Raw genomic sequence first — 18,004 nt, 5'->3', positions numbered from 1 at the left:
TGCTTGCAATAGTTAGCACCCTCTCCTATCCTGGGAAATGTCCACTGGAAAGGGAGGACGCAATGCCAGCGAAGTCGACGAACTCCGATGACGGAGATCGTGAATTATCCGGTGCCGCAGCCGGAGCAAGCGACTTGGCAGCTCGCGTCGTCAGCTCTGCGGCACACGACATCGGGGGGTTCATTCGTGCACAGCGGGAAGCCGCCCAAGTTTCGATGCGCCAACTTGCTCAACTCGCCGGCGTCAGCAATCCGTATCTGAGTCAGATCGAACGCGGATTGCGTAAACCGTCGGCAGACGTACTGGCGCAAATCGCCAAGGGTCTTCGAGTCTCATCAGAAGTCCTGTACGTCCAAGCGGGATATCTCGAACAACGCCCGCACAGTCCCATCAGGGACGCGGTGTTGGCCGAGACGGCCATCAACGAACGGCAGAAGCAAGTACTGCTCGAAATCTACGATTCGTTCTGTCGCGAGAACGAGTCGTCCAGACCAGCCGCAGCGCCCGATTTCGCTGAATCGGCCGCAATTCCAGACACCGAGACTTCACTAGGAGAACAAGATGACTGACAAGAACGCCATCGACAGCGTCAAGACCTCGCTCTACGCCGCTGTCGGCGCAGGCGACCTGGTTGTCCAGGCCGTGGCCGATGTAGTCGCTCAGGTTCGTGAGCGCGCCGAGAACACCCAGGGTGACGTCAACGGCCGTGTCGACGGTGCCCGCGAGAAGCTCGCTTCCGTTCAGGGTGACGTTGCCGAGAGCGTCGAGGCACTGCGCGAGCGTCTCGCCGGCCTGCCGTCCGAGCTGCCCGAAGAGCTCGCCGAGCTGCGAGAGAAGTTCGCACCCGAGGAACTCCGCAAGGTCGCCGAGGCATACCTCAAGGTTGCCGGCGATCTGTACAACTCCCTCGCAGAGCGCGGCGAAGACGCAGTCGAGCGCATCCGCAAGCAGCCCGCAGTCGAAGAGGGCATCGCTGCTGCAGAGTCGGCACTCGGCGACGCCGTCGAGCTGACCGAAGACGCACTCGGAACCGTTGCTCGTCAGACGCGCGCCGTGGGCGAGCAGGCTGCCAAGCTGGCCGGCCGCGCTGCCGGACGCATCTCCGACACCGCAGAAGAGGTCGGGGAGAAGATCGCTGACGCCGGCGAGAAGATCGCCGACGCAGGCGACGAGGCAGCACTGAAGGTCCTCGACCTCGGTGACCAGGCAGACGAGGCTTCCAAGGAAGCTGCCGCTCGCGTGACCGCTGCCGCTTCCGACGTCCAGGAGCGCGCGACCACCGCCGCCAAGAAGGCTGCTCCGGCCAAGGCTGCTCCGGCAAAGGCCACCGCGCCGGCTCCGGCCAAGAAGGCTGCTCCGGCCAAGAAGGCCTGATTTTGCCCAGCTCCACCTGACGAAGGCTCCCGCGCTCAGCCGAGTGTGGGAGCCTTCGTGTTCGTCGGGAACCGGATGAGAACTTAGGATGTAGTTGTGACTCAAGTCGATGGGCTAGTCGGTCTGATCTTTCTCGCACTCAAAGTGCTCGCGTTGGTGGGTGCTGTCTACGCGATCGTTCATGCCGTCAGGCAGCGTCCGGACGCCTTTACCGCGGTCAACAAATTGACCAAGCCGATCTGGCTCGGAATTCTGATCGTTGCGGCGTTGATCCTGCTGGCGACATCCCCAGTCGGTCTCCTGGGCATCATCGCGGTTGTTGCAGTGTGTGTATATCTCGTCGACGTTCGACCGCGCGTGGACGACATCCAGCATGGCGGTTCCCGCTGGTAGTGGGCCGCGGTTTCTGCTCATCCGGTGACGCGGTTCCAGGTCACCGTGTGTTGCCCCACTCTTCGCTCCAACGCTGACAACGCGCGTTGTTCGAGTGATAGTGTCGGTTAACGGCAGTCACACATAGATTGCATCCGTCTGTCGTCAGCAGCAGTCAGGGGTAAATGCATGTCCAGTCGTTCGCGCACCACAGAGCTTCGAGTACTGGCAGGCGCCGTCGGAGTGGGAGCACTCGTCGCGGCAGTCGCTGGGATCCGTCATCGGCGATCCACGCGAGGGTTGACTCTTTCGAGCGACGTCGAGCCCAACGCACTCCTTAAGACTCCGACGCTCAAAGCTGATATCAGCGAACTGACCACCGACGACGGTGCGATCATCAATGTCCGGGCTTACGGTCCCGTCGACGGCGATCCGATCGTTCTCAGTCACGGCTGGACGTGCTCAACCGAATTCTGGTACCCGCAGGTCAATGCGCTTGCCGGTGAATATCGCGTCATCACCTACGATCAGCGCGGTCACGGACGCAGCACCGTCGGTAATCTTCCGCTCGGCCCGGACGTCCTCGCCGACGACCTTTCTGCCGTGCTGGCAGCCACGGTTCGCGAGGACAAGAAGGCGGTCATCGTCGGTCACAGCATGGGCGGGATGAGCATCATCGCCTGGGCTGGTCGTCACCCCGACGAGGTCAAGAAGTACGCGTCGGCGGTCATGCTCGCGAGCACCGCGAGTGAAAGGTTGATCGCCGAGACCACGGTCATCCCACTGCCCAATCGCTTTCCTCGGGTGCCGGTCCCCGTGGGCCGCGCCATCCTCAGTTCGCCCGTTCCGTTTGTCTCCTCGGGCGCCATGACGAAGGCGATCCAGTACGTCTCGATGTCACCGAACGCGACCAAGGCCGAGATTCAGTTCTGCGAGAACATCGTTCGTGAGTGCAAGCCGCGTATTCGTGGCGGTTGGGGAGCAGCGCTGAGCACCCTCGACATTCACGAGGGACTCGACAATCTCGAAGTGCCGACCACCGTGCTCGTCGGTTCGCTCGATCGGCTCACTCCGCCGGTCCATGCGCGCAAGCTTGCGCAGGTCCTCGACGACGCCGGCAACCTCGAACGGTTGATCGTGTTGCCGGGCGTCGGTCACATGTCGTCGATCGAGAATATCGACGAGTTCGACAAGGAAATCGTGCGACTGCGCAATCTCTAGCGCGCGGTGACTCCGAATCTGCGTAGTTCGAGAGCCGGATTCTTCATCCGAACCTCCGCGATTCGTTCGAGGGAGACGGTTGCAGTCGCCATACCCACGCGTTCTCCCAGAGATGCGACGATGACGCCCATCGGATCCACAATCATGCTCGCGCCTGATCCCGCCGGTGCGCATTGGTCGGCCGCCGCGACGTAGATCGTGTTCTCGATCGCGCGGGCGCGGACGAGAGTTGTCCAGTGATCTTCCTTCAACGGGCCGGGCACCCACTCTGCCGGGAGGAGGAGAACGTCGGCGCCTGCATCGACGATCCGTCGTGTCGTTTCCGGGAAGCGAAGGTCGTAGCAAGTCTGAAGACCGAACCGGACGTCTTCCACGACAAAGGTTTCGGGGTCGTGAATCTCACCGGCACGGACGACGTCCGATTCCTTGTAACCGAAAGCGTCGTACAGGTGCAGCTTTCGGTAGATCGCAACGACACCGAGTTTCGGGGCCAGGGCGACCAAGGTGTTCGAGATCCTGTCGGAGCCCGTAACTGCCTCGTTGATCCCGGCGACTATGTGAATGCCGAGAGTTGTTGCGAGGTCTGCCAGCGCTGAGACGAATTCGCCGTCGAGCGACTCGGCGGTCAAGACGAAACGTGAGTCGATGCTCGGAGCCGTGAACATCGCGTACTCGGGAGCGACCACGATGCGAGCGCCGGATTCCGCCGCTTCGCTCGCCAGTTTCGTGAGTTGCTCGAGATTCGACTGCTTGTCGAGTCCTGGGGCGTACTGTGCGATTGCTACGTCGACCATGTGGTTGTGCCTTTCTGGGCTTGGGGCGCCGGCATTCTCTCGATCTTGCCGAGCACCACGGTGTAACAGAAGATTCCGCCGATGAGTACCGCACCGGTCGCGATGAACGCGCCGGCGAACGAACCGGTGGCGTCGACCACCATGCCGGTCACGATGGGCGCCGCGATTCCGAGCAGATTCGCCACGAAATTGACGATGCCGCCGAGCGACCCGGTGTATCCCTCAGGCGCAATGAGCGCCACGATGGACGAACCTGCGGGGACCGACACTGCCAGTCCTGCTGCTCCGATCGAGAGGAAGATCAGGGCGACTGCGATCGATCCCGCGTATGCCGCTCCCGTGACAGCAAGTGATGCCAGGAGGCTGACCACGAGGACCGTACGGCGGACCTTGGTGACGTCACCCGTTTTGGCCAACCACCTGTCCATCAGGATGCCGGCGATGAGGAACTGTGCGATCACGGCGACGAGCCACGGGATCATCGTGTAGATGCCGCCCTTGAGGAGGTTGACCCCGAAACTCTTCTCCAAGTAGGCGGGGAGCCAGGTCAAGAGCACGTAGTAGGCGTACGTATAGGACGCGTACCCGAGTGCGAGTCCCCAAGTCTTGCGTCGCCGCAGGAGGTAGCCCAGACCATTGAGCGAACCGCTGGTTTCTGCGTCCTCGTCTTCGGCGCCGCCCTCGCGGATGTAGTCGAACTCCGCTTGGCTCAGCCGACCTTTCGCCAGTGCCTCTTTGGGCGTCAGATACAGCAGCCACCAAATCGCGAGGTAGGCCACGGAGAGGATGCCGGTGAAGATGAAGGCCGCGTGCCAGCTGAACGTCGTGACCAAGAACGCCATGATCGGGATGCCGATCACGTTCGAGATCTTGGCACACCCGTCGAAGATGGAAGTCGCGGTCCCACGCTCCTGCTTCGGGAACCATTGGCCGATTGCTTTCCAGCCGGCCGGGACAGTAGGCGCTTCGCCGACACCGAGGACGAGTCGGGCGACCAGGAGCATTCCCAGTCCACCTGCCGCAGCGGAGGCGAACGACGCCACGGCCCAGAGAAACGCGGCAGCTCGATTGACCCACCGCACGCCGATGCGGTCGATGAACGAACCGATCGGCATCTGGAGCATGGCGTACGTCCACAGGAACGCGGACGAGACCATTCCCATTTGCGAAGCGCTGATGTCGAAGTCGCGCATGATCTCCGGTGCGGCAATGGAGAGGTTCACGCGGTCGATGTAGTTGACGAACATGCCGACGCCGAGAACTCCGGCGATACCCCAACGGGCACGGCCGATCTTCGGCGGGACGGCCGCCTTTATCGGTGACGAGCCGGGTTCCGAGGTTTGTGTTGTCATCGAGACTCCCGAATCCGAGTGATCTGATCGAGCGGTCCGGCAAAGCCGGCAGCGAGGGCACCGTGCTGCATGATCAACGCCATCTGATCAGCGCCGTGTCGGACGGCAAATTCTTTCTCTTCCACGCTCCACGCCGGCAGTACCCACGGCTTGCCTGCTTCGGCTGCCGCTGCGGCAACGATAGCGAGGTCGGCAAAATCGCCCTCGGTACGTGTGTATGCACCGCGTTCTCGGCGCAGCGAAAGATCGGACGGGCCAACGAAGACGCCGTCGACGGTGTCCAGTGCCAGGATGTCTGCGATGTTCTCGATTGCTCCGGCATCCTCGATCATCGGGTAGCAACGGGTGAAGGTGTCCTGGCGACGGACCCAGTCGTCGGTGAAACCGCCGTAGTTGGTCGTGCGCCCGCCGGCGAAACTACGGTCGCCTAGCGGTGGGAATTTGGCGAACGCAGTGACTTCCTTTGCATGGGAAGCATTTTCGATGTGCGGAATGACAACGGCAGTGGCGCCGAAGTCGAGAGCCTGCTGAATGGGTCCGCGCTCGGGTCCCAGTACTTTCGCGAGAACCTCCATGTCCAGGCCGCGAAGGAAGGGGATGAATCGCTCGAGGTCGGCAAGGTCGAACGACCCGTGTTCGATGTCGAGGATCACCGCGCCGTAGCCGAGCCCACGCGCAATTTCTGCTGCGGCAAAGCTTGGATCGGACAGCCAGATCGCGTGACGGCGGTCGGCGGGAGTGCTGAACATGCTGGTGGGCTCCTTGGCAGTAGGGATTTTACGACTGATCTGATCGGTGTGACGACCCGCACAGCTGTCGTATACGTCATGTATACACAGAGAATACTTGGTGTGTCCAGAGTCGGTATGATGAATTTGTTACAAGTTCGTCAACCCGGCGGACGCCAGTGCGAAGGGATTGTGATGTCGACACCGGCAACTGCCGACCCGTCAGCCACCCAGGGGCCGGCACGCGACCGCGTCTACGTCTGGTTGCGGGACGAGATCATTCGTGGATCGATCGAAGGGGGGCGATTCCTGGACGAGCTGTGGGTCTCCGGGACCATGGGGGTGTCCCGTACGCCGGTCAGAGAGGCATTCCATCGGCTGGCCGCCGAAAAGTTCATCACTCTCCTGCCGCGCAAGGGCGCGCAGGTCCGAACCGTGACAGCCCGTGAGCTCGAAGAGGTCTACCAGAGCCGGCAACTGATCGAGGGTCACGCGGTGACGGTGCTGTGTGCCCGAGGCTTCGGCGCGCCGACGTCAATGATCGAGCTGATCGAACCGATGGAAGCTGCAGGGCGCGAACGTGATTGGTTCGAGGTTTCCGGTCTCGACCGGCAATTCCATCTTGCGATGGTCAGAGCTGCACAGAACTCGGTACTGACCGAACTCTACGAGTCGCTCCGGTCACGGCAACAGAGAGTTGCGGTGCGCGCCCTGAACGTGGGACCGCACCGCCTGGACACGATCAATGCGCAGCATCGTGCCTTGGTTGAGGCGCTGGACGAATCCGATGCAGACAAGGCTCTCGAAATTCTGGCCGCACACCTCCGGCCGGTACCGGAGGTCCTTGCCCTTTTGCCTGCCGATCAGCCTTAGCTGAATACGACCGTCTTGCGCCCGTGGACCAGCACACGATCCTCGAGGTGCCAGCGCAGTCCGCGTGAGAGCACGAGCTTTTCGATGTCTCGACCCTGGCGGACCATGTCGGCGACATCGTCGGCGTGGTCGACGCGGATCACGTCCTGCTCGATGATCGGACCGGCATCGAGTTCGGCGGTCACGTAGTGGCAGGTGGCGCCGATCAACTTCACGCCGCGGGCGAACGCCTGGTGATAGGGGCGGGCACCGATGAACGACGGCAAGAAGCTGTGGTGGATGTTGATCGCGCGGCCGGCCCAGTGCTCGCACAGTGATTCGGGAAGCACCTGCATGAAGCGTGCAAGAACCACGGCATCGGGGTTGTGAGCGTCGACCAGGGCGCGGACCTTCTCGAAGGACGGTCCCCGTTCGGCCGGGTCCTTGGCGAACGGAACGTGGTGGAAGTCGATCCCGTGGCGCTCGGTGACACTGCGCAGGTCCTCGTGATTTCCGATGACGGCGCTGATCTCTGCCGGAAGTTCTCCGCCCGCGGCGCGGCCCAGGAGGTCATGCAAGCAGTGACCTTCCTTGCTCACGAGCAGCACGATCTTCTTGGGTGCGCCGGAGTCGTGAAGAGTCCACTCGGTTTCCGGACCGATCTCGGCCGCAACAGCTTTGAAACGTTCACGAAGCTCGTCGATGCTCATGCTCACAGACGACGCACGGACCGCCTGACGCGTGAAGAACCATCCGGTGTCGGCATCGGCGTGGTATGCGGCCTCCACGATCCATCCACCGACGTCGGTGAGAAAGGTCGAGATGCGTGCGACGATGCCCGTGGTGTCGGGGCAGCCGAGGGACAGAACATAGCGACGATCGTCGATCGAAGGTGCAGCGGTCATGCGGCCTAGTCTCTCAGGTGCGGCTGCGGCGACGGTCGCGTGGTGGTGTGCCAAGCTTTCCATCATGTCTGAAGCTGCACTCACTCGTTCCCAGGTTGCCGCGATGGTGGACCACACTCTCCTCAAACCCGAAGCCACCGCGGCCGATGTGACCGCCCTGATCGACGAGGCACGCAGCCTCGGTGTGCTGGCCGTCTGTGTCTCGCCGTCGATGTTGCCGATTCGCGCCGACGGACTGGTGACGGCGGCCGTCGTCGGATTCCCGTCGGGGAAGCATCATTCACTGGTCAAGGGTGCCGAGGCGCGACTGGCCGTCGATCAGGGCGCAGCCGAGATCGACATGGTCATCGACGTGGGAGCGGCGGTCGCGGGAGACTACAGCGCTGTGCTCGCAGACATCCTCACCGTCCGTGAGGCGATGGGGGAGAGTGCGATCCTCAAAGTGATCCTCGAAACCGCTGCTCTGTCCGACGAGGCCATCGTCGAATGCTGCCGCGCGGCCGTGCGCGCCGGGGCGAATTTCGTCAAGACCTCCACCGGATTCCATCCCGCGGGTGGGGCGACGGTCGAGGCCGTCGAACTGATGGCACGGACGGTCGGCCCAGGCGTGGGAGTCAAGGCCAGTGGCGGAATACGTACGACGCAGGCCGCACTCGACATGATTGCGGCCGGCGCCACCCGTCTCGGATTGTCCGGAACCCGAGCAGTATTGGACGGTCTGACCGACTAGGTCAGCAGGCCGCAGCTGTCCGGCACCGCCGAGGCGTTCTGGTTGTTCGCGTCGGCGACGGGCATGGCGTAAGCGCCGCCCTCCAGTGAGATCTGGATTGCGTCGTCGGTGACGGTCAGCTTGGTGGGCTTCATGTCCAGCGGGTACGTCTGCAGGCTGTCGGTGAGTGTCTGGACGATGCCGTCGACCAGGTCTGTCGGCAGACCCAATCCGAGAATCTCGGCGCCGACGGTCTGAACGTCGACCACACCGTTGGTGACGGTGGGCTTGACCGTGAGCTTCGCGAGCCCGACCGGTCCGACGTCGAACGCGAGTGTTCCGGCGCTCGAGTCGGCGGTGACGCCGGAGACGAGGCCACCGAAGGTCTGCTCCTGCAAGGTGGCGAGAATGCCTGCCGTAGACCAGGTGACGTCGGCGCTGGAGCTGCCGATGGTGCCGCTGTTACCCGCCGAGGGCTGCAAGTTGATGTCGTTCACCTTCGCGTGAACCTGCATGCCCGTTGCGGGGCCGAACGAAGAGTCGTCACTGTCGATGCTGATGTACGGCACCTTCTTGTCGACTGCCTGCAGGAGTACGGGCTTCCAGCTCAACCCGACGTCGACCTGGGATCCCAGTTCGCTCTGGAACTGATCGGCCATGCAGGTCTTCACCTGGTTGCGTACGTACAGTTCTCCACCGACGAGTGCCGCCACGAGCACGGCGATCACCACGAGAAGGATGACGAGCACTCGGTTGCGCGGACGAGGGTTGTTCGCTGCGACAGTCATTCGCCAGATTCTTCCCGACGAGTCTGAACGAACTCTGTGAATACGCACTTCCTCATTCCTGTGATGCGCGACACAGTCGCCCGTAGTCTGTTCGAAACGGCGTTTTCGACGGTCACCGGAGGTGGTCATGGCTTCGGACTACGAATCACTCGAGCTGCTGGCGCTGCGACAGTGTGGATTCGTCACGGCTCTCCAAGCGTCCGAACTGGGTTTCGGTCTGGCGTCGATGGAGGAGATGGCGGAATCCGGAACATGGACATGTGAGTGCCGCGGACTCTTTCGCCTCGAACGCGTCAGACATACTGCCTTGGACGAATTTGCGAAGTGGTGCACGTGGTTCGCCGGTAGCGCCACCGTCTCGCATTACAGCGCCGCAGATCTACATGGCCTCGGGCACCTGCAACCTCGCTTTATTCATCTCTCGACAGCGCACCCACTCGCGGCGCCGACCCGCCAAGTCGCCCTGCACCGACTGCCGCTCGCGGACGACGAGTGCGAACAGATCGGACCCATCCGCATCACCACGCCTTTGCGCACCGTGCACGACCTCGCATCCGGTGGAATTTCTCAAGTTCTGCTCAACGAAGTAGTCGCCGATGCGGTAGCGATAGGTCGACTCGACGCGCACGAGTTGTATCTCTCGTGTGAAAACGCGAGCATCGACGTTGCCGTCCGAGTGGAGTTGGCGCTCGCCGCAAGCCTGTAGTCGAGATAGTATTTTGAGCTTCTGCGACCTTCTGGCATCACGTTCGAAATCGAATATGAGACCAATATCAGAGATTTGAAATGCGCTACTTCGGGGCGAATATTCTGACTTCAGTCCAGGTGGAGCGATATCTGCACCAGTACTTCGGGACTTTCGACCCATGATCGCTGCAGCTTGGTGATGTCGGCGATGAACTAATTCGGCGAAAAGCGTAGTTACTTTACAGTCAATGGGATAACGTCACGGCATCAAAAGCAGACGGACGCTTGTCCTGGACGGCTGTCTGCTCCCGTGTGCGAGAGGGATGTGGATGTCCGTGAGTGGTGTTCGTCGTATTGTCGGTGGTTTGAGTGCGTTTGCTGTTGCTGCGGGGTTCGCGGTGGTGGCGGGTGTCGGGGTTGCTGGTGCGGCTCCGGTGACGGCTGAGTTCAATTCCGATGGGTACAAGGTGACTCGGACGATCAGTAACGGCACGCCGTCCGAGGGTGATGTGATCACGTCGAAGACGGTGTTCAAGCGAACTGCTGGGGTTCACAATCTGTATGCGGTGCGCGATTTTCATCCGGCGTGTATGACGTATGTCGATGGTTCGGCGACGGTGAACGGTAGTGCGTTCCGTGTCAACGAGGTGGCTACTGATTCTGTTCGGTTGAGTGCGGGTGCTACGGAGTGGCCGATGTGGGGCGGTGACGTCAAGACGTTCGAATTCCAGTATCGCGTCGGCGCGGATTGTGCTCGTGGTACCAATTTGTCGACGACGGTGCATTTCGACGGGACGGTGTTCGTTGACGACACGACGAATGGTCGTGGCCCGTCGATCAATGTTCAGAAGAACGTCTCGACGACGGCCGTGTCACCGGTCAGTGGCGCTCAGGTGGGGCAGCCGGTGACGTTGAGTGCGACGGTGACCGGTGGTGCCGACGGTGATTCGGTGGAGTTCTTCGACGCAGGTTCCAAGATCGGTGCGGGCGCGCTCGCCAATGGTGTTGCAACACTTGCCTGGACACCGACCACCCGTGGAGATCACTCGATCACAGCGAAGTTCGCCGACACGGCGCGTGCCGTCGGTTCCGCTTCGGCAGCGCTGATCGTGAACGTTTCGCAGGCCGATGCTCAGTCCAGTACGACGCTGGCGCCGATCTCGGGCGCGCAGGTCGGCAAGTCGACCACTCTCAAAGCGACTGTATCCGCGTCGGGCACCGGTGGAACGGTCACGTTCAAGGTCGGCGGCACGGTGCTCGCTTCGGTGCCGGTGGCAGGCAACGGTGAAGCGACCTACGCCTGGGTTCCGACGGTTGCCGGTGCGCAGAACGTCGAGGCTGTGTTCGCCGGCAGATCCGGCGTCACCGGGTCGAGTACCACCGCGAATGTGACAGTCGCCGAACAGCCCGCCGGAACAACTAGCTCCACAACAGATCTCAGCGTAGTAGCGGGCCAGGTCGGCGTTGCACAGACGATCTCCGCTCAGATCAGTCCTGCAAATGCCGGTGGCACAGTCACCTTCAAGGACGGCGAGACCGTCATCGGCACGGCTACGGTCGATTCATCCGGAAAGGCCAGCCTTTCGTGGAAGCCCGCAACTCAGGGTCAGCGAATTGTCGCGGCGGAGTACTCGGGCGCCGGCACAGTGACGGCATCCTCCGATCAGGTCTCCGTCCAGATCGCCGCACCGGTCGACGGTGAAGAACCAGGCAACGGCACCGGTTCGCTCGGCAGCCTCGGCAACATCTTCGGCTCCTAGCAATCGATACCCGGTGATGCCCCGCCCGCTTCAGGTGGTGGGGCATCACCCATATCCCTCACTTCTCGAGAAGGAAAATCTATGTCTGTAGGTTCTGCACGTCGTGCAGTTGCAGGTTTGAGTGTGTTTGCTGTTGCTGCGGGTTTCGCGGCGGTTACGGGTGTCGGGGTTGCGGGTGCGGCTCCGGTGACGGCTGAGTTCAATTCCGATGGGTACAAGGTGACTCGGACGATCAGTAACGGCACGCCGTCCGAGGGTGATGTGATCACGTCGAAGACGGTGTTCAAGCGAACTGCTGGGGTTCACAATCTGTATGCGGTGCGCGATTTTCATCCGGCGTGTATGACGTATGTCGATGGTTCGGCGACGGTGAACGGTAGTGCGTTCCGTGTCAACGAGGTGGCTACTGATTCTGTTCGGTTGAGTGCGGGTGCTACGGAGTGGCCGATGTGGGGCGGTGACGTCAAGACGTTCGAATTCCAGTATCGCGTCGGCGCGGATTGTGCTCGTGGTACCAATTTGTCGACGACGGTGCATTTCGACGGGACGGTGTTCGTTGACGACACGACGAATGGTCGTGGCCCGTCGATCAATGTTCAGAAGAACGTCTCGACGACGGCCGTGTCACCGGTCAGTGGCGCTCAGGTGGGGCAGCCGGTGACGTTGAGTGCGACGGTGACCGGTGGTGCCGACGGTGATTCGGTGGAGTTCTTCGACGCAGGTTCCAAGATCGGTGCGGGCGCGCTCGCCAATGGTGTTGCAACACTTGCCTGGACACCGGCTGACGTCCGAACCCACAGCGTGACGGCCAAGTACCTCGGTAATGCAAAGGTGGCGACCTCCACGTCGTCAGCTGTCGACGTCGTCGTGTCCGAAGCGGACAAGAGCACTGCAACCGCGATCACCGGTCCCGCAAGTGCAGTTGCAGGTGAGTCCGTGACCGTCGAGGCTACGGTGTCGCCTACTCCGGCGGGTGGCACGGTGCAGTTCAAAGACGGTGCAACCGACCTCGGCGGCGCTGTTGCGGTCGACGCCAACGGCAAGGCGTCACTGGCGAATTCCTATGCAGAAGGCGCACATTCGATCGTGGCGGTGTACTCCGGTTCCGGTGTCTACCAGACTTCGACGTCGGCGCCGCATGCGCTGACAGTCGCTCCGGTGGTGGTCGAGGAGAACACAACGACCACCCTCGTCGGCCCGTCGACGGCGTCGACCGGTGAGGCATTGTCGTTCACTGCCTCTGTCTCGACCGGTGTTGCAGGTGGCACCGTGCAGTTCAAGGAAAGTGGCAGGGATCTGGGCTCCCCGGTTCCCGTGGACGCAACCGGAAAAGCGACAACCACGCCGATCTTCAACGTGGCGGGTGAGTACAGCATCACCGCAGTGTTCTCGGGTTCGGGTAACTACCTGGGCTCGACATCGAACGCCCAGACCGTGAACGTCAAGGCGCCGGCTCCCACCGACCAGCAGACCCAGACGGTCTTGACCGTTCCGGCGGATGCAAAAACCGGTACGGCAGTTGGTCTGTCCGTAACCGTCACGCCGACGCCGGTGGGCGGCACAGTGCAGTTCAAGGACGGCTCGGGCAATCTCGGCTCGCCGGTGCCGGTCGTCGAGGGCAAGGCGTCGATCATGCACGAGTTCGCGAGCGTCGGTACTCACGACATCACGGCCGTCTACTCGGGTGCAACAGGATTCCTCACCTCTACCTCGGCCGCTCACTCGGTTTCGGTCACGGCTCCGGCCGCGGAGGATCAGGAAACGTCCATCACCGTGAGCGCTCCGGCGTCAGCGGTCAAGGGCGCGAAGGTTGATCTCGTTGCGGCAGTGGCACCTACGCTCAGCGCAGGAACCGTTCAGTTCATGGACGGAACCACCCCGATCGGTGGACCGGTTGCGGTAGTGAACGGTAAGGCCACGCTCTCGCACACCTTCACCGAACTCGGAGATCGCCGAATCACCGCGGTGTTCAGCGGAACTGACGGCTACCTCGGTTCCGAGACCCAGGCCGCAGTTACCGTCAAGGTCACGGCAGAGCCCGACGGCGGCGATCCCGGCAACGGCGGCAGTTCGACAGGTTCGCTGGGAAGCCTGGAAAACATCTTCGGGTCCTAGCCCGACGCCTGCACACAGACGCCTCGCCGCGGAGACCTCCTCCGCGGCGAGGCGTTTCCCGTCTGCGAGTTCAGGGGTTCGGCGCTACGACACGCCATGGCACCGTCAGGATGCAGTCGCGAAGACGTCGTCGCGCGGGTTGCACGGGAATTCCTTGCGCCCGAAGAATTTCCAATGCGGCAGCCCATCGATGTCGAGGTCCGAACGAGGCGTGTGGCGCAGCGGTGGCCCAGGCTCGATCGGCCGCGCTGAGCAGCGCGTGGATCGGCTCACCTGGAACGTTGCGGTGAATGAGAGCCTTCGGGAGACGTTCTGCGATGTCGGAAGGACGCTCGATGTCGAAGGGGTCCCAGGCCAGTGTCAGGGTCAATGGACGATCGGCGTCGAGAAGCACCCAGGCGCAACGCCTTCCGAGCTCGTCGCAGGTTCCGTCGAGTAGCAGTCCGCCGGGGGCGAGGCCGGACTGAATGTGCGCCCACGCAGAGTCCACGGCGTCTTCCGGATACTGCCGGAGGACGTTGAAGGCGCGTACGAAAACGGGTGTGAGACCGGCCAGTTCGAATCCGCCACGGGCGAAGCTGACACCGTCACGACTCTCGACCACGCGGGCGGGGGCGATCTCGAGCCCGATGACGCGTCGATCCCGCCGGACAGCGGTGAGGCGGCTTGCCATCTCGAAGGTGGTGTCCGGCCTCGCCCCGTACCCGAGGTCGACGATCAACGGATCGGCCGCGTTGTTCAGGGCGTGCGCGATAGTGCGGTTGTGGACGATCCACCGGTCACTTCGTCGCAGTCTGTTGATCCCCGTCGTGCCACGGGTGATGACCCCCTCGATCTTCGGGGGTGGAGCCTTCTTCACGCCGGATTCAGCGTGCGGCGAGCCAGGTCGCCGTGACCTGGGCTTCGGTGCGGAACAGATCGACGAGGTTGATGAGCATGAGCTGTTCCAACTTCGCGCCGATGAACGGTATGAAGACCTTCGCCTCGGACGTGGTTCGCAGCGTGGACCCGGTATCGGTCGCGAACAATTCCATGGTCCCGGACAGATTCCCCGGCCCGGCCGGGATGGACGCTTCGTACGTTCCGGTCACGGTGTCACCGAAGGCGCCGTACGACTCCTTGCGCGTGATGACCAGATCCTTCTTCATCACCGTCTGAGCAATGTCCGGCAAATCGGTGCGCGGAAGAATGTGGTGCAGTACGAGATCGATTCCGGAATCGGTGACCTCGAAATGTTCCACATGGTTCTCGGAATGCTTGCGCATCTCCTCGACGCGGGCCTCCCAGTACGAGCGGTCCGCCAGTGCCGCGTAGACCTGCTCGGGGGAGTGCTGATAGCGGGCGGAGTAGTCGATGCGGCGAGCCATGATCGGAAAGAATACCTGTTACGCGCTGTGACAAGCCAAATTGGCCGTATCCACAACTATCGCCGCCCGCAGGATTTTACTTCGCGATCCACTCCCGGGTGAAGTCCTGTTCGGCCTGGATGAGCCGGACAACCTCGTCGACGATCGCGCTTTCGATCTTTCCGCCGAGGAACGGGATCTTGACCTCGACCTCACCCTCGATTTCGAGAGTGGCGGAGTTCTCGTCGCCAGTCAGGACCTGCGTGCCCTCGATACGGGCGGGAACACCGTCGACGTGGGCGGAGAAGGTGCCAGTGGCCTTGCCGTCCTTGAAAGGAGCCATCGTCTCACTGCGCTTGATGACGATGTCGCCGTTGACGACCTTCGACACCATGCTCGGGAGATGCTCGGCAGCAATGATCTGCGACATCGTGACCGCGACGGTCTCGTCGCGAACGGTCAGCTCTTCGATCGCCGCGCCGGGACCACCGACAGCGACGATTCGGTCGCGCCAGTACTGCTCGGAGGTCACCGCCTCATGGACCTTCTCGGCGGGGACTGTGTACTTCGACGAATGCTCGATGCGACGGCTCACGATTGTGGAGGCTACCGTTTATCGATGTGTGGGACGTAACCATTGGCAGACGCGTCGTGGAATCAGGCGCTTTCGTGTCCGAGAACGTTGACTTGTCGGGATTGACGACGCTCCGAATCGGAGGACCGGCGCGGCTGCTCGCCGAATGCCCGACGACGCAGTCGTTGATCGACGTCGTGACGCTGCTCGATCGCGAGCAGATCCCGACGCTGATTCTCGCCGGCGGATCGAATCTCGTGATCTCGGACGCGGGATTCGACGGAGTTGTCGTTCGTGTGGCCAACACCACCGTGAGCCTCGACACGGACCGCGTCATCGCCGAAGCGGGCGCAGTGTGGGACGAAGTAGTCGGCCAATCCGTCGCCGCGGAACTGGGCGGCCTCGAATGCCTGTCCGGGATTCCGGGCTCGACCGGTGCGACGCCGGTTCAGAACGTCGGCGCGTACGGCGTCGAGGTGGGCTCGCGGCTCCGGCAGGTTCAATTGCTCGACCGACGCAGCGGCGAAGTGTCGTGGGTCGAACCGTCGAAACTCGAGTTGGGCTACCGGTCGAGTGTTCTCAAGCATTCCGATGCAGCAGTGGTTCTCGCCGTCGAATTCGATGCGTCGACCGACGGATTGAGCGCCCCGCTCGCGTACCGCGAACTGTTCACCGCACTCGGGGCCGAGGAAGGCGAGCGGTTGCCTGCGTCGCAGGTCCGCGAGGCGGTTCTGGGATTGCGGACAGGCAAGGCGATGGTGCTCGATCCGTACGACCACGACACGTGGAGCGCGGGTTCCTTCTTCACCAACCCCGTGGTGCCGGACGACAAGCTGCCCGCTGTGCTCGGAGCAATAACCGAACAGCTCGGAGACGTCACCGTGCCGCAGTTCCCGGGCAGTGGTGGAACCAAGCTCTCGGCCGGATGGTTGATCGAACGGGCCGGATTCTCGAAGGGTTATCCCGGTGAAGATGCACCGGCCAGGCTGTCGACGAAACACACCTTGGCGTTGACCAACAGAGGGTCGGCAACGAGCGCGGATGTGGTCTCGCTCGCGCGGACGGTTCGCGACGGCGTCGAAGCCGCGTTCGGTGTCCACCTTGAACCGGAACCGGTAACTGTGGGCTTCACCATCTGATTCCTGACGGAGCCCGCAGGTAGCCTGTTGAAGTGCATGAGCTGGGTGGTCGGAGAAGTCGTTCGCGTCTTGTTGCGTTGGTAGCTGTATTGCTCGCTGTGATGGTGGCCGCTGTCGGCTGCACGATCGGTGGCAAGGACGGACAGGGCGGTGCGGCGGCCGCCGAACCAGCACCTGTTGCGACCGTGGTGTCGACGCCGGCACCCGGTACCAAAGACGTCAGCCCGGTCGCGCCCGTCTCGGTTGCGGTGACCCAGGGAACACTGGCCGACGTCAATCTCAGCAACGCGGCCGGTAAGGCCGTCGCCGGACAACTCTCGCCTGACAAGACGACGTTCACCGTCAGTGAGGCACTCGGCTACGGCACCACGTATTCGTGGTCGGGCTCGGCAACCGGAACCGACGGCAAATCCGTGCCAGTGCAGGGGAGCTTTACGACGGTCGCCCCGGAGTCGACCACCGGCGCCACCCTCAATATCGCCGACGGCCAGGAAGTTGGTATCGCGGCACCGATCACGTTGCAGTTCGACAACTCCGTCGTCGACAAGGCGGCCGTCGAGAAGGCGCTTGTCGTGACCACCGTGCCGCCCACCGCCGGATCGTGGGCATGGCTGGCCGACGACAACGGCGGGTCACGGGCCCATTGGCGTCCGGCCGATTACTGGGTGCCGGGCACAACTGTCCATCTGGACGCCAAGCTCTACGGCTTGAACTACGGCGGTGGCGCGTACGGCGACCAGGATCTCACGCTCGACTTCACGATCGGTCGTAGCCAGATCGTGAAGGCGAACGCGCCGAGCCACCGCATGCAGGTGGTGCGAGACGGTCAGACGATCATGGACATTCCCGTCAGCTACGGCGAGGGAAACGAACCTCGAAACGTCACGCGCAGTGGCATTCACATGGTGACGGAGAAGTACGAAGACTTCATGATGTCCAATCCGCCGTTCTACGAGAACGTGCGTGAGCGTTGGGCGGTGCGCATCTCCAACAACGGCGAATTCATCCACGCCAATCCTGAGACCACCGGGGTGCAGGGCTCGTCGAACGTCACGAACGGTTGCATCAACCTGTCGACATCCGACGCGCAGGAATACTTCGGAACCGCCCTCTACGGTGACCCCGTCGAGGTGACCGGCACGTCGATCGACCTGTCGCCTGCGGACGGCGACATCTACGACTGGGCGATCGATTTGCCGACCTGGAAGTCGATGTCTGCACTGGCGTAAGTCTGTACTGCTGTGAACCGAGAAATCCGTCGACGAGCGGAACCATCCGGGCGTTGCTT

Annotated in this window: 19 protein-coding genes; 11 read left to right on the top strand and 8 right to left on the bottom strand. The window is 62.4% G+C overall.

Annotation, left to right across the window (positions count from 1 at the left end):
* Nucleotides 1-62 precede the first annotated feature (62 nt).
* The 4 genes from QMA15_RS10985 (at nt 63) to QMA15_RS10970 (ending at nt 2,967) form a co-directional block, all read left to right on the top strand.
* Nucleotides 63-569: a helix-turn-helix transcriptional regulator gene (locus tag QMA15_RS10985; protein WP_019744418.1), complete on the top strand. Its 507-nt coding sequence runs from the start codon at nt 63-65 to the stop codon at nt 567-569.
* Nucleotides 562-1,374 carry a heparin-binding hemagglutinin gene (locus QMA15_RS10980; protein WP_290284419.1) on the top strand — a complete coding sequence of 271 codons (813 nt, stop codon included), beginning with the start codon at nt 562-564 and terminating at the stop codon, nt 1,372-1,374. Before QMA15_RS10985 ends, QMA15_RS10980 begins: the two co-directional genes overlap by 8 nt.
* 96 nt (nt 1,375-1,470) lie before the next feature.
* A complete protein-coding gene (locus QMA15_RS10975; RefSeq protein ID WP_003941505.1) occupies nt 1,471-1,767 on the top strand; it encodes a DUF2516 family protein in 297 nt (98 codons plus the stop codon).
* Between the two features lie 168 nt (nt 1,768-1,935).
* Complete coding sequence (locus QMA15_RS10970; protein ID WP_021333908.1) at nt 1,936-2,967, top strand: alpha/beta hydrolase; 1,032 nt, start codon at nt 1,936-1,938, stop codon at nt 2,965-2,967.
* Here QMA15_RS10970 and QMA15_RS10965 read toward each other — a convergent pair.
* The 3 genes from QMA15_RS10965 to QMA15_RS10955 are packed head-to-tail and all read right to left on the bottom strand — an operon-like array spanning nt 2,964 to nt 5,862.
* Nucleotides 2,964-3,761 (bottom strand): carbon-nitrogen hydrolase family protein, encoded by a 798-nt coding sequence (locus tag QMA15_RS10965; RefSeq protein ID WP_290284416.1) that lies wholly within the window; start codon nt 3,759-3,761, stop codon nt 2,964-2,966. The genes QMA15_RS10970 and QMA15_RS10965 overlap by 4 nt on opposite strands.
* Entirely contained in the window at nt 3,749-5,113 is a 1,365-nt protein-coding gene (locus QMA15_RS10960; RefSeq protein ID WP_003941494.1) for an MFS transporter, read from the bottom strand. Before QMA15_RS10960 ends, QMA15_RS10965 begins: the two co-directional genes overlap by 13 nt.
* The gene (locus QMA15_RS10955; RefSeq protein WP_020968908.1) at nt 5,110-5,862 is read right to left on the bottom strand and encodes an aldolase/citrate lyase family protein; all 753 of its coding nucleotides are present in this window, start codon (nt 5,860-5,862) and stop codon (nt 5,110-5,112) included. The genes QMA15_RS10960 and QMA15_RS10955 overlap by 4 nt, the downstream gene beginning before the upstream one ends.
* 174 nt (nt 5,863-6,036) lie before the next feature.
* Here QMA15_RS10955 and QMA15_RS10950 point away from each other — a divergent pair, with 174 nt between their 5' ends.
* Entirely contained in the window at nt 6,037-6,714 is a 678-nt protein-coding gene (locus QMA15_RS10950; protein ID WP_020968909.1) for a GntR family transcriptional regulator, read from the top strand.
* On the opposite strand, the gene purU is transcribed toward QMA15_RS10950, so the two are convergent.
* Nucleotides 6,711-7,598 carry a formyltetrahydrofolate deformylase gene (gene purU / locus QMA15_RS10945; protein ID WP_003941509.1) on the bottom strand — a complete coding sequence of 296 codons (888 nt, stop codon included), beginning with the start codon at nt 7,596-7,598 and terminating at the stop codon, nt 6,711-6,713. The two genes, QMA15_RS10950 and purU, sit on opposite strands and share 4 nt — an antisense overlap.
* 64 nt (nt 7,599-7,662) lie before the next feature.
* Here purU and deoC point away from each other — a divergent pair, with 64 nt between their 5' ends.
* Entirely contained in the window at nt 7,663-8,328 is a 666-nt protein-coding gene (deoC, locus tag QMA15_RS10940) for a deoxyribose-phosphate aldolase (RefSeq protein ID WP_024488037.1), read from the top strand.
* Here deoC and QMA15_RS10935 read toward each other — a convergent pair.
* Nucleotides 8,325-9,095, bottom strand: a complete 771-nt coding sequence (locus tag QMA15_RS10935) for a DUF2993 domain-containing protein (protein WP_029254824.1) — start codon at nt 9,093-9,095, stop codon at nt 8,325-8,327. The genes deoC and QMA15_RS10935 overlap by 4 nt on opposite strands.
* Nucleotides 9,096-9,222: 127 nt before the next feature.
* Between QMA15_RS10935 and QMA15_RS10930 the strand changes: the two genes are divergently transcribed.
* The 3 genes from QMA15_RS10930 (at nt 9,223) to QMA15_RS10920 (ending at nt 13,657) form a co-directional block, all read left to right on the top strand.
* Nucleotides 9,223-9,801 carry a hypothetical protein gene (locus QMA15_RS10930; protein ID WP_069146209.1) on the top strand — a complete coding sequence of 193 codons (579 nt, stop codon included), beginning with the start codon at nt 9,223-9,225 and terminating at the stop codon, nt 9,799-9,801.
* A 310-nt stretch (nt 9,802-10,111) separates the two neighbouring features.
* Nucleotides 10,112-11,542, top strand: a complete 1,431-nt coding sequence (locus tag QMA15_RS10925; RefSeq protein WP_279163251.1) for an Ig-like domain-containing protein — start codon at nt 10,112-10,114, stop codon at nt 11,540-11,542.
* Between the two features lie 81 nt (nt 11,543-11,623).
* On the top strand, nt 11,624-13,657 hold the full coding sequence (locus tag QMA15_RS10920) for an Ig-like domain-containing protein (protein WP_283569199.1): 2,034 nt from the start codon (nt 11,624-11,626) through the stop codon (nt 13,655-13,657).
* Nucleotides 13,658-13,727: 70 nt separating this feature from the next.
* Here the strand turns inward: QMA15_RS10920 and QMA15_RS10915 are convergent, their stop codons facing one another.
* The 3 genes from QMA15_RS10915 to QMA15_RS10905 form a co-directional block, all read right to left on the bottom strand.
* Complete coding sequence (locus QMA15_RS10915) at nt 13,728-14,516, bottom strand: class I SAM-dependent methyltransferase (protein WP_290284400.1); 789 nt, start codon at nt 14,514-14,516, stop codon at nt 13,728-13,730.
* A 7-nt stretch (nt 14,517-14,523) separates the two neighbouring features.
* Complete coding sequence (locus QMA15_RS10910) at nt 14,524-15,024, bottom strand: DUF2505 domain-containing protein (RefSeq protein ID WP_019744409.1); 501 nt, start codon at nt 15,022-15,024, stop codon at nt 14,524-14,526.
* Between the two features lie 76 nt (nt 15,025-15,100).
* On the bottom strand, nt 15,101-15,598 hold the full coding sequence (locus QMA15_RS10905) for a DUF2505 domain-containing protein (protein WP_019744408.1): 498 nt from the start codon (nt 15,596-15,598) through the stop codon (nt 15,101-15,103).
* 74 nt (nt 15,599-15,672) lie between these two features.
* On the opposite strand from QMA15_RS10905, the gene QMA15_RS10900 reads away from it, so the two are divergent.
* Nucleotides 15,673-16,716: a UDP-N-acetylmuramate dehydrogenase gene (locus tag QMA15_RS10900; RefSeq protein ID WP_020906754.1), complete on the top strand. Its 1,044-nt coding sequence runs from the start codon at nt 15,673-15,675 to the stop codon at nt 16,714-16,716.
* A gap of 32 nt (nt 16,717-16,748) precedes the next feature.
* On the top strand, nt 16,749-17,945 hold the full coding sequence (locus QMA15_RS10895) for an Ig-like domain-containing protein (RefSeq protein WP_029254827.1): 1,197 nt from the start codon (nt 16,749-16,751) through the stop codon (nt 17,943-17,945).
* The last annotated feature ends 59 nt before the right edge of the window (nt 17,946-18,004 follow it).

The sequence above is a fragment of the Rhodococcus sp. APC 3903 genome (genome assembly GCF_030407755.1).
GTDB classification, from domain to species: domain Bacteria; phylum Actinomycetota; class Actinomycetes; order Mycobacteriales; family Mycobacteriaceae; genus Rhodococcus_F; species Rhodococcus_F erythropolis.
This window is presented reverse-complemented; position numbering and strand designations above follow the sequence as displayed.